This window comes from Amycolatopsis pigmentata (assembly GCF_042684065.1).
GTDB classification, from domain to species: Bacteria; Actinomycetota; Actinomycetes; order Mycobacteriales; family Pseudonocardiaceae; genus Amycolatopsis_E; species Amycolatopsis_E pigmentata.
In genome coordinates this window covers 273,878-287,221 of sequence record NZ_JBHUKR010000004.1, presented here as the reverse complement: position 1 = coordinate 287,221, position 13,344 = coordinate 273,878, and the positions used below count along the sequence as shown (strand labels likewise).

Annotated in this window: 16 protein-coding genes; 7 read left to right on the top strand and 9 right to left on the bottom strand. The window is 68.2% G+C overall.

Annotated features, from left to right (window positions below):
• Positions 1–73 precede the first annotated feature (73 nt).
• The gene (ligD, locus tag ACFSXZ_RS03140) at positions 74–997 is read right to left on the bottom strand and encodes a non-homologous end-joining DNA ligase (protein WP_378261009.1); all 924 of its coding nucleotides are present in this window, start codon (positions 995–997) and stop codon (positions 74–76) included.
• A gap of 49 nt (positions 998–1,046) precedes the next feature.
• Positions 1,047–2,054 (bottom strand): non-homologous end-joining DNA ligase, encoded by a 1,008-nt coding sequence (gene ligD, locus ACFSXZ_RS03135; RefSeq protein WP_378261007.1) that lies wholly within the window; start codon positions 2,052–2,054, stop codon positions 1,047–1,049.
• 299 nt (positions 2,055–2,353) lie between these two features.
• Here ligD (ACFSXZ_RS03135) and ACFSXZ_RS03130 point away from each other — a divergent pair, with 299 nt between their 5' ends.
• The 3 genes from ACFSXZ_RS03130 to ACFSXZ_RS03120 all read left to right on the top strand — a co-directional run bounded on the left by ACFSXZ_RS03130 (position 2,354) and on the right by ACFSXZ_RS03120 (position 4,376).
• On the top strand, positions 2,354–3,103 hold the full coding sequence (locus ACFSXZ_RS03130) for a DUF4241 domain-containing protein (protein WP_378261005.1): 750 nt from the start codon (positions 2,354–2,356) through the stop codon (positions 3,101–3,103).
• Between the two features lie 64 nt (positions 3,104–3,167).
• Entirely contained in the window at positions 3,168–3,854 is a 687-nt protein-coding gene (locus ACFSXZ_RS03125; protein WP_378261003.1) for a helix-turn-helix transcriptional regulator, read from the top strand.
• Positions 3,855–4,004: 150 nt separating this feature from the next.
• On the top strand, positions 4,005–4,376 hold the full coding sequence (locus tag ACFSXZ_RS03120) for a hypothetical protein (protein ID WP_378262730.1): 372 nt from the start codon (positions 4,005–4,007) through the stop codon (positions 4,374–4,376).
• A gap of 23 nt (positions 4,377–4,399) precedes the next feature.
• Here ACFSXZ_RS03120 and idi read toward each other — a convergent pair whose 3' ends face one another.
• The 4 genes from idi to ACFSXZ_RS03100 all read right to left on the bottom strand — a co-directional run bounded on the left by idi (position 4,400) and on the right by ACFSXZ_RS03100 (position 6,406).
• Complete coding sequence (gene idi, locus ACFSXZ_RS03115) at positions 4,400–5,017, bottom strand: isopentenyl-diphosphate Delta-isomerase (RefSeq protein ID WP_378261001.1); 618 nt, start codon at positions 5,015–5,017, stop codon at positions 4,400–4,402.
• Positions 5,018–5,122: 105 nt separating this feature from the next.
• Positions 5,123–5,479 carry a DUF488 domain-containing protein gene (locus tag ACFSXZ_RS03110; RefSeq protein WP_378260999.1) on the bottom strand — a complete coding sequence of 119 codons (357 nt, stop codon included), beginning with the start codon at positions 5,477–5,479 and terminating at the stop codon, positions 5,123–5,125.
• A 66-nt stretch (positions 5,480–5,545) separates the two neighbouring features.
• The gene (locus ACFSXZ_RS03105) at positions 5,546–5,842 is read right to left on the bottom strand and encodes a J domain-containing protein (RefSeq protein WP_378260997.1); all 297 of its coding nucleotides are present in this window, start codon (positions 5,840–5,842) and stop codon (positions 5,546–5,548) included.
• 132 nt (positions 5,843–5,974) lie between these two features.
• Complete coding sequence (locus ACFSXZ_RS03100) at positions 5,975–6,406, bottom strand: Hsp20/alpha crystallin family protein (RefSeq protein WP_378260995.1); 432 nt, start codon at positions 6,404–6,406, stop codon at positions 5,975–5,977.
• A gap of 257 nt (positions 6,407–6,663) precedes the next feature.
• On the opposite strand from ACFSXZ_RS03100, the gene ACFSXZ_RS03095 reads away from it, so the two are divergent.
• The 4 genes from ACFSXZ_RS03095 (at position 6,664) to ACFSXZ_RS03080 (ending at position 10,536) form a co-directional block, all read left to right on the top strand.
• Positions 6,664–7,002: a MerR family transcriptional regulator gene (locus tag ACFSXZ_RS03095; protein WP_378260993.1), complete on the top strand. Its 339-nt coding sequence runs from the start codon at positions 6,664–6,666 to the stop codon at positions 7,000–7,002.
• A 39-nt stretch (positions 7,003–7,041) separates the two neighbouring features.
• Positions 7,042–8,922 carry a molecular chaperone HtpG gene (gene htpG, locus ACFSXZ_RS03090; RefSeq protein WP_378260991.1) on the top strand — a complete coding sequence of 627 codons (1,881 nt, stop codon included), beginning with the start codon at positions 7,042–7,044 and terminating at the stop codon, positions 8,920–8,922.
• Between the two features lie 151 nt (positions 8,923–9,073).
• Positions 9,074–10,126, top strand: a complete 1,053-nt coding sequence (locus ACFSXZ_RS03085) for a molybdopterin-dependent oxidoreductase (protein ID WP_378262728.1) — start codon at positions 9,074–9,076, stop codon at positions 10,124–10,126.
• Positions 10,123–10,536: a hypothetical protein gene (locus ACFSXZ_RS03080; RefSeq protein WP_378260989.1), complete on the top strand. Its 414-nt coding sequence runs from the start codon at positions 10,123–10,125 to the stop codon at positions 10,534–10,536. The genes ACFSXZ_RS03085 and ACFSXZ_RS03080 overlap by 4 nt, the downstream gene beginning before the upstream one ends.
• Before the next feature lie 306 nt (positions 10,537–10,842).
• Here the strand turns inward: ACFSXZ_RS03080 and ACFSXZ_RS03075 are convergent, their stop codons facing one another.
• From ACFSXZ_RS03075 to ACFSXZ_RS03065, 3 genes are all read right to left on the bottom strand, one after another.
• Positions 10,843–11,244 (bottom strand): hypothetical protein, encoded by a 402-nt coding sequence (locus ACFSXZ_RS03075; protein ID WP_378260987.1) that lies wholly within the window; start codon positions 11,242–11,244, stop codon positions 10,843–10,845.
• Positions 11,245–11,474: 230 nt separating this feature from the next.
• Positions 11,475–11,834 (bottom strand): EthD domain-containing protein, encoded by a 360-nt coding sequence (locus ACFSXZ_RS03070; RefSeq protein WP_378260985.1) that lies wholly within the window; start codon positions 11,832–11,834, stop codon positions 11,475–11,477.
• A 58-nt stretch (positions 11,835–11,892) separates the two neighbouring features.
• Entirely contained in the window at positions 11,893–13,320 is a 1,428-nt protein-coding gene (locus ACFSXZ_RS03065) for an MFS transporter (protein ID WP_378260983.1), read from the bottom strand.
• Positions 13,321–13,344 lie beyond the last annotated feature (24 nt).

Below are 13,344 nucleotides of genomic sequence, written 5' to 3'. Positions count from 1 at the left end.
GCCGTTGAGTTCGTGCGGTCCTCGGCCAGTTTTGAGCAATCAGGCGCGAAATTCCAGACCAGGCGGGGAAGAATCAGCGGGCGGGGGAGGGGAGTGCCACCCGCGTTTCGGCGAGGCCGGCGAACAGGTCGCCGTTCTCCTCGACCCGGTCGAGCACGTCGGCGGCGGTGAACACCAGGTCATCGGGGTGGCGGCAGGCGCGCACCTCGTCCCAGGTGACGGGGGTGGACACGGTGGGCCGTTCGCGTCCCCGCAGCGAATACGGGGCGACGGTCGTCTTGGCCGGGTTGTTCTGGCTCCAGTCGACGAAGATCTTCCCGGTGCGCAGTGACTTCGTCATCCTGGCCGTGACCAGGTCCGGGGTTTCCCGGGCGAGCCGTCCGGCGAGTGCCCTGGCGTATTCGGAGGTGCGTTCGGGGCGGCGGGTGCGCACCCCGCAGTACACCTGGAGGCCCTTCGAGCCGCTGGTCTTGGGGAGCGGGGTGAGACCGTCCTCGGCGAGGATGTCGTGGAGGCGTTCGGCGGCGCGGCAGCATTCGACGATGGTGGCCGGCGAGCCGGGGTCGAGGTCGAACACCAGACGGTCGGGTGGTTGCCGGTGACCGTCACGGCCGGTCGTCCATTGCGGCACGTGCAACTCGAGCGCGGCGAGATTGGCCGCCCACACGAGCGCGGGCAGGTCGTCGAGCAGCGGGTAGTCGATCTCCTCGCCGCGGCCGCGGGAACCGATGCTGTCGAGCCGTGCCGTGCGGACCCAGCCGGGAGCGTGCCGCGAGACGTCCTTTTCGAAGAACTGGCCGCTGCCGACACCGTCGGGGTAGCGAACGAACGTCACCGGCCGGTGCTTCAGGTGAGGGAGGAGCACAGGGGCGATCCGCGTGTAGTAAGTGATCACCGCTGCCTTGGTGAACCCCTCGGCGGGGTAGAGCACTTTGTCCAAGTTGGACAGTGTGAGCCGCTGGCCGCCGACTTCGACGGTGACCCGGTCTTCCGCCACGCTCCGATGCTCCTCTGTTCCTGGGGTTCGCGGGCCCAGTCCCGCGAACTCAGCCGATCCGCGGGACGACGATCTCGCTCGTGTCACGGTCCGGGCGGAGGCCTCGCCACGCGGTGTGGCGGAGCCGCCGGTCCCTGGTGAACCGGCGGTACACGACTTCCCCGGTCAGCCGGGGTTCAACCCAGCGCGCGTGACGCGCCCGGTCACGCGGAACCTCGTTGGCGAACGGGCTGGCCGGACGGCTCAGGGGTGACAGCATCTCACCGAGCGAGTCGAGCGCGCGCTCGGTGAACCCGGTACCGACATCGCCGATGTAGAGGAGGTCTCCGGTGCCCGGGTCGTGCGCGCCGAGCAACAGCGCTCCCGGCACGCCCGCCCGGCGCCCACGGCCGGGCCGCCATCCGCCGATCACGACCTCCTGGGTCTGGATGAGCGGGTACTTCAGCCAGACGTGACTCCGGCGGCCCGGGTGGTACCTGGACACCGAAAGTTTCGCGATCAAACCCTCCAGTTGTGACCTGGCCGCGATGTCGAGCAATCCTTGCGGAGTCAGGCCCTGCTCGGACAGTTCGGCGTGACTGTAGGACGGGGGGATCGCGACGCGGTTCGGATCGGCGGGCGTGAGCCCGCTCAGGAGTTCGCGGCGATACCGGTACGGCTCCTGCAGAAGCACCGTGTCGCCGAACCGCAGCAGGTCGAACGCGAAGTAGCTGACCGGCTGCGGGTGGGCGCGCCGGTTCTGCAGGAGGGTGAAATCCGGGTGCCCGTACTCGTCGAGCGCGACGATCTCACCGTCGAGTACGGCCGCCCGGCCGGCGAGGCCGTCACCGAACACGCCGCGAAGCTCGGGGTAGTCCTGGGTGAAGTCGTTGCCGTTACGGCTGGTCAGCATCGTGGTGCCGTCGGGCGCGACCCGCATCACGGCTCGGTAGCCGTCCCATTTGAACTCGTAGTGGTACCGGGGATCGTCCACGACCTCGCCGTCGCCCGCGACGGCGAGCATCGGCTCAATAGTTGGCGGGACCTGGGAAGACTCGCCGCGCGTCCAGCGGGCCATAGCCTCACGGTAACCCGTTCGGCGTAACGCCATCATCCGGGATGTATAACGCCCTATACGGCGGCCGATGATCGGCCCGACACGCGCCGACAATGATTGAAAAATAAAAGAAGCAAACGACTGGGCGAGCCGCCCAGCGCTATTTGTGAAACAGTTGTTCGTGAGGTCAAGACGTCATCGGCGACTCGCGTCACGAAATGTTCCCGGCTACGCTCCCCAGCCCGCCGGTTTGGGACTTCCGCGGACAGTTTTTGGTGTTTACCGCGAAGTGGACGGCCAGGGGTCGCTATGGTCTTCCCATGCCGCTGTGCGCCCCCGACTTCGAACAACTCTTCGTTCCCGGGACACGTCACACCCTGCCTGGCGGCGACGTGGCGACGGTCCGGCTGCGGCAGGGAGCCTCACTGTGGTTGCCATCCGGACGAGTCGTGGCCGGTGAGCCATTCATGTTCGGTGCGATGTACGACTCGGGTGACGCTTTCGTCCAGCGGGTCCCGCCCGGCCGGTACCCGCTGGTCCTGGTACTGGCCGTGTCCGATGAGGACGCGCGCGAAGTGGTCGCGGCGGCCCGCTTGGTGGTCCGGGACGAGCCCGTCGTCTCCTGGGAGATGGCGGTCCGCGAACGCCAAGACGCCGCCGGACTCGGAGGCGACGCGTTCTTCGGCTACCCGGTCGACGGCGGCACCGGCGGCTTCATCGACGCGACCGCCATCGCGCCACTGTGCCGGGACAGCGACGACTACGCCGATCGAGTGCTGACGAGCCTGAGCGTCCGGGCGACCGACTACACCGCGCCCGCCACCCTCACCGATGAGGAGGGCAGGCCCCTGGTGGTCGCGTTCTCCTCCGGTGGCGGCGACGGGCACTATCCGACCTGGGTCGGGCGTACCGCCGACGGTGAGGTCGCCTGCTTTCTCACCGACTTCTTCGTGCTGACCGGCCACGAGTCATCCTCGAGTGACGTTCCGGCCGACGCGGTCATCGCCCAGCGCTCCCCGACCACCCCGCTGCCGCGGTCGCCGATCCAGTCGAGCGAGCGGGTCTCCTGACGTTGGCGCTCGCCATGGCCGAAAGCGCCTTTTTCCGGAGTTTGTTGGGCTAAAGTCGCCGGATGTGAGCGCGCGGAAGGTCGTCGGCGAACCGTCAGCGGCGTTGGGGGAAAGCCGTGCCCGGGTGCTGGGCCTGCTCCGGGCGGCGGGTCGTTCGCTGGGGGTGAAGGACGTTGCCGAACGCAGCGGCCTGCATCCGAACACCGCACGGTTCCACCTGGACGGCTTGGTCGAGCGCGGGTTCGCCGAACGGGAGACCGAAGACCGCAGCCGGCCGGGCCGCCCGCGCATGGTCTACCGCGCACTCACCGGCACGACGACCGCAGGCCGGCGCAGTTACCGTCTGCTGGCCGAAATGCTCACCGGCCTGGTGACCGAGGCCGTGCCGGATCCGCAGCAGGCGGCGGTCGCGGCCGGCGAGGCGTGGGGCCGGTTCCTCGTCGAGCGGCCGCCGCGGGACCGGCACGTCGATGCCGAGGAGGCCCTGCGCCGGCTTTCGGCCGTGCTGGCCGAGGCCGGCTTCGCGCCCGGGCCGGTGTCCGATCCCGCCACGCCGGTGATCCCGTTGTTGCACTGTCCGTTCCGGGAAGTCGCCCAGCAACACCGCGAGGTGGTCTGTTCGCTGCATCTCGGCGTGATCCGGGGCGTGCTCGAGGAGGTGCGGGCCCCGCTCGCGGTTACCGGCCTCGACCCGTTCGTCGACTCGGCGCGGTGCCTGGCCTATCTGGAGCAGGTACAACCCACTCCCTGAGGTTATTTACAATCTCAGTCGTACAAAACAGGGGACGGCGCGGTGGAGGCCGCGCGAGCCGGCCGGGTGCGCTGTCCCGTGAGCAAGGAGGCCACCGTGAACCATGTGTCCGCCGCCGCGGCGAGCGCACTGACTTTCGTATGGCTGGGCATGGTCCTGGCGATCTCCTTCCTGGAGGCGCCGTTGAAGTTCCGCGCGCCGGGCGTGACCATCCCGCTCGGCCTGGGCATCGGGCGGATCGTGTTCCGGGCGCTGAACTCGGTCGAGTCGGCGTTGGCGGCCGGCGTGATCGTCGCCGTCGTGCTGGGCGGGCCGCCGCCAGCGGTGGTCGTGGTGATGGCGGTCGCGGTCGCGATCCTGGCCGGGCAACTCGGCGGAGTCCGGCCGCGGCTCAACCGGCGTTCGGACCGCGTCCTGGCGGGGGAGTCCGTGCCGCGTTCACGGGCCCATCACGTCTATGTGGCGCTGGAGTCGGTCAAGGTGCTGGCCTTGATCGTGCTGGGCGTTCTGCTGCTGGCGTGACACCGTCCGGGCGGGGGTCAGGACTACGCGACCCGCGATCTCGCCGAATCCAGGCGTGGCACCTGCAACTGGGCCCATGGGCTGAACACGAACGGTGTGCGTTCGATCGCGTCCACGAGATCGGCCCAGTCGAGCCAGCGCCACTCACACACCTCGCCGGGTTCGGGTACCGGGTCCGAATCGGCTGTGGCCGTCCATACCGGGCAGAATTCGTTCTCCCGCACCCCGCTCGCGTCCACGGCGCTGTAGCGGAAATCCGGCAACACGACGTGCGGATCGGTGATCGCGAGGCCAAGTTCCTGCCGCGCCCGCCGCATGACGGCGTCTTCCTCACGTTCACCGGGAGCGGGATGTCCGCAGAAGGAGTTGGTCCACACTCCGGGCCAGGTCTTCTTGCCGATCGCCCTGCGGGTCAGCAGCACGCGCCCGTCGGGCCCGAAGACGTAGCAGGAGAAGGCCAGGTGCAGGGGAGTGTCCGCGGTGTGCACGGTCGCCTTCGGCGCGGCCCCCACCGGTACGAGTTCGTCATCGAGAAGGACGACCAGTTCCGTCTTTCCCTGGTCATCGGCGAGGGCGGCCATGTTCATCCCTTCGGACAACGAAAACGGCCGGATGCCACTTTCGGTACCACGGTTTCCCATGGTGCCACAGGTTCTTTCCGCGCAAATGCCCGATTGTGTGTGCGAAGAAGCGGGTGAATTGACCGCGGCCATGGGGATTCTCGCCGGCTACGTCGACGGTGCCGCCTACGAGTGAGTCCGGAGCCATTCGGCGAGGACCGCCGCCTGGCTGTGGTCGACATCCCGGGTCGCGGTCAGCAGGGTGAGGTCGTGTTCTTCGGCGAGTTCGCGCAACCGCTCGGCCGCGTCCCGTCGCTCCGGTTCGCGTAGTTCGGCGAAGTAGCGGCGGCGGAATTCGGTGAACCGGTCCGGATCGTGGCCGTACCACCGCCGTAACTCGGTCGACGGGGCGACATCGCGCATCCACTCGTCAAGCCGAGCGGAATCCTTGCGCATCCCACGCGGCCACACGCGGTCGACAAGCACGCGGGTGCCGTCCGACGGCGAAGCCTCCTCGTAGATCCTGCGATAGGTGACGTTCATCAGTTGCTCCCCCGCTGCCTCGACGGTGCGACTCCAGCATGGCGCGTCTTGCCCGGGGCCGCAGTCTCAGGGATCGTGGCGGGCCGGACCCGCTCGAAGGTCCGGCCCGCGCGGCGAAGGCCGGCGGTGGACCCGGACGGGGATGCTGGTGCTGCCGGAAGTCGACGACTCGGCTGATGCCTTCCCCGCGTCCTCCTGCTTGGCGCGCAACATCCGGTACGCGGCGATGACGGCGGCAAGCCTGCCAGGATCGGGATGCTCGGTGTCAGGGTGGCACGCGCGCACGGCCCGCCGGTACGCGGCCGTGATCTCCGCTGGTGTGGCGTCACGGGAGACACCGAGAACGGCGTAAGGATCGGCCATCGGGCTCATCGTTCGTCTCGGGAGGCAAGACGGTCCGGCCCCGTCGGTGGCGGGGCCGGACCCCGTGGACCTGTCACTGCTGCCCGGGAACGGCCTGCCGATTTTCGTGTGGGGGCCGGTCCCGGCTCCGGATCAGGACTTGATCTGCTTGGCTTCCTCGCCGCCACCGATGACGATCTTGCGTGGCTTGGCCTGTTCCGCGACCGGGATCCGGATGGTGAGCACGCCGGCCTCGTAGTCGGCGCGGATGTGCTCGGCGTCCAGGCTTTCGCCGAGGAACAACTGCCGGGAGAACACCCCGCGCGGACGTTCGGCGACCTGGACGTCGGCCTGCTCGCCGTAGGCGAGGTGGCGTTCGGCCTTGACGGTGAGCACGTTGCGTTCCACGTCGAGGTCGATCGATTCCGGCGTGACCCCGGGCAGGTCGAAGCACACGACGTAGTCGTCACCGGAACGGTAGGCGTCCATCGGCATGACGGCCGGGCGTGTGTTCGTGCCGGTCGCGCCGAAAAACTGCTGGGTCAGCCGGTCCAGTTCACGGAATGGGTCGGTTCGCATCAACATGACCATGACCTCCTTCTCCTTTCCGATTCGCTCTCAGTACATGCCAGGCCCGCAGGGCCCGTTTGCCGCTTTCCGCCGATGGCTCGGGGTGCCGCTCGCCCGTGGTGGGCGCTCACCTATTTCTATAGCGCGCACTGCAGATTGTGTCAAGCGGACACTGCAGATAGCCTGTAGTGTGTGATCGACGAGCGACGCGTGCCGGTGAGGGGCGCCCTGCCGCCCCGATCGCGGGGCGCGCAGACTCGCGGAGGAATACTGTGACCGGACTTGGCAAGCTCGACGACGAGGACTATCCCGCCTTCACCACGGGGCAGGCGGCCCGGATGCTGGGAGTGCAGGAGGCGTTCCTGCGCAGCCTCGACGCCGCCGACGTGGTCCGGCCGGACCGTTCGGACGGCGGGCACCGGCGGTATTCACGGCGCCAGCTCGCTCTGGTGGTGCGGGTGCGGGAGCAGCTCGACGAGGGGCACACGCTGGCGTCCGCGGCCCGTATCGTCGGCCTGCAGGACCGGCTCGCGGCCGCCGAGGACGAGATCACCAGTCTCCGGCGGCGGCTCGAGGATGACGAACGCCGCGATGAGGGCGGGTTTCGGTAAGATTCCGTGCCGTTCCATCATTAGGTGAAAGGGGGATACGTGACCGCTCAGGCGGAGACCCTGGAGTTTCAGTCCGAGGCGCGCCAACTGCTCCAGCTGGTGATCCATTCGATCTATTCGAACAAGGACACCTTCCTGCGGGAGCTGGTTTCCAACGCTTCCGACGCGCTGGACAAGCTTCGGCTGGAAGCGTTCCGGGACAAGGACCTGCCCGCCGATACCAGCGATCTGCACGTCGCGCTCGAAGTGGATTCCGCGCGGCGGACGCTCACGGTTCGCGACAACGGCATCGGCATGACCCGTGACGAGGTGGTCGGGCTGATCGGCACCATCGCCAAGTCGGGGACGGCGGAGTTCCTGCGCAAGCTCAAGGAATCGAAGGACGCGGCGGGATCACAGGATCTCATCGGCCGGTTCGGCATCGGTTTCTATTCCAGCTTCATGGTGGCGGACAAGGTCACCCTCGTGACGCGGCGGGCGGGTGAGAGCGAGGGTGTGCGGTGGGAGTCCAGCGGCGAGAGCACGTACACGATCGAGCCGGTCGCGGACGCCCCGCAGGGCACGGCGGTCACCCTGCATCTCAAGCCCGCCGACGAGGAAGAGCATCTGCACGACTACACCTCGCGGGCGAAGCTCACCGAGATCGTCAAGCGTTACTCCGACTTCATCACCTGGCCGGTCCGGCTCGCGGGTGAGGACGGCGGCGAGCCGGAGACGATCAACTCGCGCAAGGCGCTGTGGGCGCGCCCGGCGAGCGAGGTCGGTGAGGACGAGTACGCCGAGTTCTACAAGCACATCAGCCACGACTGGAACGACCCGCTGGAGACCATTCGCCTTCAGGCGGAGGGGACGTTCGAATACCAGGCGTTGCTGTTCATTCCGTCGCGGGCGCCGCTGGACCTGTTCATGCGCGAGCGCAAGCGCGGGGTGCAGCTCTACGTCAAGCGGGTGTTCGTGATGGACGACTGCGCCGAGCTGATGCCCGAGTACCTGCGGTTCGTCAAGGGCGTGGTGGACGCGCAGGATCTTTCGCTGAACGTCTCCCGTGAGATCCTGCAGCGGGACCGCCAGATTCAGCTGATGCGCCGTCGCCTGGTGAAGAAGGTGCTTTCGACGGTCAAGTCCATGATGACCGCCAAGCCCGACTCCTATCGGACGTTCTGGCAGGAGTTCGGTCGCGCGGTGAAGGAGGGCCTGCTCGACGACTACGAGAACCGCGACGCGATCCTGGAGATCGCCTCCTTCGATTCCACGCACGATCCGGAAAAGCAGACCACGCTGGCCCAGTACGTGGAGCGGATGAAGGAGGGCCAGGAGCACATCTACTACATGACCGGCGAGTCGCGTGCGCTCATCGAGAACTCTCCGCACCTGGAAGCGTTCCGGGACAAGGGGTTCGAGGTGCTCGTGCTCACCGACGCGGTGGACGAGATGTGGATCGACGCGGTTCCCGGCTTCGGGGGCAAGCAGTTCCAGTCGATCGCCAAGGGCGAGGTCGATCTTCGCACGGAGGACGAGAAGAAGGAGGCGGAGGAGCGGCAGGCGGACTTTTCCGACCTGTTGTCGTGGATGACCACGACGCTGGCGGATCACGTCAAGGAGGTGCGGCTGTCCTCGCGGCTGACCACGTCGCCCGCCTGCATCGTGGGTGACACGCACGAGGTCAGCCCGACGCTGGAGAAGATGTACCGCGCGATGGGGCAGGAGTTGCCGCAGATCAAGCGGATCCTCGAGCTCAATCCCGGGCATCCGCTGGTGACGCGGTTGCGTGAGGCCTTCGGCGAGCGGGAGGACAAGGCGGGGTTGTCCGAGACCGTGGAGCTGCTCTACGGCATGGCCTTGCTCTCGGAAGGCGGCGAACTGGCCGACCCGGCGCGGTTCACCCGGCTGCTCACCGGTCACCTGGAGCGCGCGCTCTAGTTTGTCCGCCGGCCCGCGTGCCGCGCGGGCCGGCGGAGCGGCGTCAGGATTCGGTAAGCATCGCAACGCTTCCACACCGTCCACGGTGGACTTAGCGTGTCACGGTGTGAGAGAACGCCTTTCGGTGGCGGTGACCAGCAGGCTGGGGCTGATGCTGGCGCTGACGTTCACCATCTGTTTCGTGACCGGGCTGATCAGCCATCTCGTGCAGCATCCGCCGCCGTGGTTCGTCTGGCCGAGCCGTCCGGCCGGGTTGTACCGGGTCACCCAGGGCCTGCACGTGATTTCGGGGATCGCGTCGATTCCGTTGCTGGGCGCGAAACTGTGGAACGTCTACCCGAAGCTTTTCGCTCGTCCGGTCGTGCGGTCGGTGCTCCACGCGATCGAACGCGGGTCGATCCTGGTGTTGTCGGCGTCGGCGTTGTTCGAGTTGTCCACGGGTTTGTTCAACGTGGCGCAGAACTACCCGTGGAACTTCTACTTCCCGCAGGTGCACTATGCCGTGGCGTGGGTGGCCGCTGGTTCGATCCTGATGCACGTGGCGGTGAAGCTGCCCGTCCTCCGCGACGGACTGCGCCGCCGCCGGGACGAGCCGGAGCCGGACCGCGAGCGCAACGGGGTGTCCCGCCGGGCTTTTCTCGGCACCACGGCGTTGGCGACCGGGGTCGCGGTGGTGGCGACCGCGGGGGTGACGGTGCCGTGGCTGCGTCCCGTGTCGGTGTTGTCGTGGCGCGGTGAGGGACCGCAGGGGGTTCCGGTGAACCGGAGCGCGGCCGGGGCTGGTGTCGTCGGAGTGGCCACGGCGAACGACTGGCGGCTCGAAGTGGTCGCGCCTTCGGGTCTGACCCGGCTCTCTCTGGCCGACTTGAACCGGTTACCGCACACCACGGCCACGTTGCCGATCGCGTGCGTGGAGGGTTGGAGTCAGCAGGCCGAGTGGAGCGGGGTCGCGATCGCGGACCTCTTGCGCGTGGTGGGCGCGGAACCGGGGGCGGAGGTGGCTGTGACGTCGTTGGAGCGCAACGGAATCTACGCGAGCAGTGTGCTGCCCGGAACGCACACCGCGGATCCGCTCACCCTGCTGGCGTTGCGGCTCAACGGCGAGGTGCTCGATCTCGATCACGGATATCCGTGCCGGGTCATCGCGCCGAACCGGCCGGGCGTGCTGCAGACGAAGTGGGTCGGCCGGTTGGAGGTGCGATGAGGATCGCGCGGGTGGTCCTGGCGGTGGCCGGGCTGGCGGGTCTGGCCTGGGGTGCCGTGTTGCTGGCGGGGTTCGCCGTGCCGGCGCCCGGGCAGGCGCTGGTGGCGGCGGGGTGGCTGCTCGGTGGCCCGGTCGTGCACGATGCCGTGGTCGCACCGGTCTGCGGGTTGGCCGGGTTCGCCGTGGCGCGCCTGGCCCCGCCGGGCTGGCGGTTGCCGCTGACCGTCGGACTGGTCGTCAGCACCGTGCTGGCGCTGCTGGCGGTGCCCTTGCTGTGGCGGGCCTACGGCACACCGCCGTTGCCCGGCCTGCACGATCGCGACCCGGTGCCACGGTTGGCGATCACGTTCGCCGTCGTCGCGGTGGCGGTCGTGATCGGCGGGTTCGTGTCGCGGCGGCGAAAATCCTGACCCGGGAACCGCGCTCTTTTCCGTTTGTTCACCGGTGAAAGAATTCACCGGTGAACAAACGGCGTGCCGGACTCCGACCGGCTCGCGACCGGGCTGCCGCCGCCCCGTACGGCCCATTCCGGCACCTCGGTGAGAAGCTGGACGGCCTGCGGGCGGGGTCCCGGCTCGCGCGGCCGCTTCACCACTTTAACGCTCTGGTGCGCATTCGGAAAAATTGTCAACCGGTAGAGTGGTCCGGTAACTTTTTCGCATCCTCCGCGGTGAGAGCCTATTCCGCGATGACACTTTCCGGCCGGTCCGTCGCGCTCACGGCCCCCAGTGCCAGCCGGGTCCCGGACCCGACCCAGGCCCCGTGCCGGGGTGGTGGTAGCGCGCGGCGGGCGGAGGCCCGCCCCGCCACCCGGGTCCCGGGCCCCCGATGTGATCGGCGAGTGCGACCGCACCACCCCCGATGATCACCCCGGCCAGTCCCGCCGCCACCAGATGCGTGGCGCGGTGCCGGACGAACCGTTGAAAACCGCCGGGTGGCGGCGCGGTGGCGTACGGCGGCGGAGAGGCCGCGTGGGACGGAGGCGGCGCGAACGAGGGCGGCGGCGCCGAGGCGGGCATTTCCTGAGTGGCCTGGCCTTCGGTCTGCGAAGCGGCCTCGGATGCCGCGTTGGCGTGCGGCTTCTCCTCAGGGTTCGGTTGAGCAGGTTGATCTGGCATCGGAACTCCTTTGCCGGGCACTCCCAGGCCCGGTAAAGCCTAGATTCCCCACCGATCCTGAGGAAAGCCGGGGAAGTCGCTGTGAGGCGGCTGTGAAGGGCGGTCCGATGACACCAGAGCGAGCCGAATTGCCTGACGCCGCACCAGAAAGCCGACGGTTACCTGCTGACGTGCGTCGGCTGTCCACTGTCGAAAGTCACCCTCGACCTCGCGGACAGCCGACGCCGGCCTCATGAGCCGTCAAGCTGGTTGCGGCCGATGACCACGTCCTCTTCGCAGATGATTCGCCCGAACGCCGACAGGTCGATGAAATTTTCGTGATCCGGGTCGACGATGGTCAGGAAGTTGTCGCTGAAGAACAGGGCTTCGAGGTCGGCCATGCTGTCGAACCAGGCCTCGACCACCGAATCGTATTCGGAGGCGGGGTACTTCTCCGCCGGCACGGGGTAGGAGACGACGAACCGGCGGATGTACTTCTCCGATTCCGGGATCGACATGAGCAGCGGTCGATGGATGTTCTTCTGGTAATGCTTGAACTCGTCGTGCGTCATGCCTTCGCGACGTTTCAGCGTGATGACCATCTTGATCATGAATGAATTGCCTTTCTTCTGGTGACTGGTGGAAAAACTGTGGGTACCGGTGACCGGGTCAATCGACCATCTCGGTGTTATGGCGGGTGCCCGGAGCGATGTGGGCGTCAAAGCCGCGCGGTCGTGTGCGGAGGCGCCGCGCGAGGATCCAGAACAGCGCGGTGGTGACAACCTGGATGCCGAGCGCGAACGCGAAGGCGTGCTCCCAGCCCTGCGATGGGGCGAGGGCGCCGAAGATCCCGCCGATCGTGGCGATGCCGAGCCCCAGCGAGGCCTGTTGCGCGGTCGTGAACAAGCCCCCGGCCAGGCCCGCGACTCGATCGGGCACCGCTGCCATGACCGTCCCGACCAGGGGGCCGTATTGGCTCGCCTGCGCCGCACCGAGGAACACGGCGATCACCTCGAAGCAGGCGATCCAGGTCGCCGCTCCCTTGCCCTGGGTGAACCACGAGGCAACGCCGAGCACGAGGGAACCGGCGATCAGCAGACCGGCGGCCAGTTCCATCGTGCGGTTGCCGAATCGCGCGACGATGTGCGGCATGCGAAGTCCGGTGAGCACGAAGGTCCCGGCGAACGCGGTCAGCGTGAGCCCGGACTGGACCGGCGTCAACCCCAGGCCGACCTGCGTGAGCATCGAGTACTCATAGGTGAACGCGCCATAGGCGGCGAAGAGCAGCAGGGCCATCGCCAAGCCGAGCCGCAGCGCGGGCAGCCGTAGGACGGAGGGTGCGACGAGAACCGGGCGTCCGGCAAGCTCACGCCGCACCTGGTTGAGCCAGAAACCGTACAACCCCAGCAACCCCAGTGCCACCAGCGTCAGCGTCCACCAGGTCCAGCTCGTCGCCGAGCCGAGTGACAGGCCGGCGACCAGGGCCAGGAGCGGGATCCCCACCCGGAGGGCGCCGCCGAGGTCGGGCCGTTCGGTGCCGTTCGGCGGATGAGCGTGGAGCCGGCGCGCACCCAGGAGCGCCACCACGCTGGGGATCGCGGAAGTCAGGACCGCTCCTCGCCATCCCGCGAAGGGCAGGCTCAGCCCCATCACGAGACCGCCGAGGATCTGACCCGCCACGGTGCCGACTCCGGAACTCGCGGTGAAGGCCGCGATGCCGCGTGCCTGGGCGGGCCCACCGGCCGAGGTCTGGATGATCGCCAGCGTCTGGGGCATCACGATCGCCGAAGCCGCACCTTGCAGGATCCGTGCCGCGACCAGCCACCAGAGTCCGGGAGCCGCCGCGGCCAGCGCCGAGGTGAGCGCGAGCGCAAGGAGCCCGATGGCCAGCAGCTGTCTGCGGCCGTAACGGTCTCCGAGACGCCCCGCGAGAATCAGTCCGGCCGCGAACGACACCGCGAAAGCGGCGAGCACGAGCGCGACTTCGCCGCGACTCGCGCCCAGTTCCGGTCCGAGCCGCGGGGCGGTCACGTTACCGATGCTGAACGTGTACGTCGCACCGAACGCCGCGACGAAAATCGGCCAAGTCCGTTGCATGGCAATCACTTTGCGCGGCCGGCA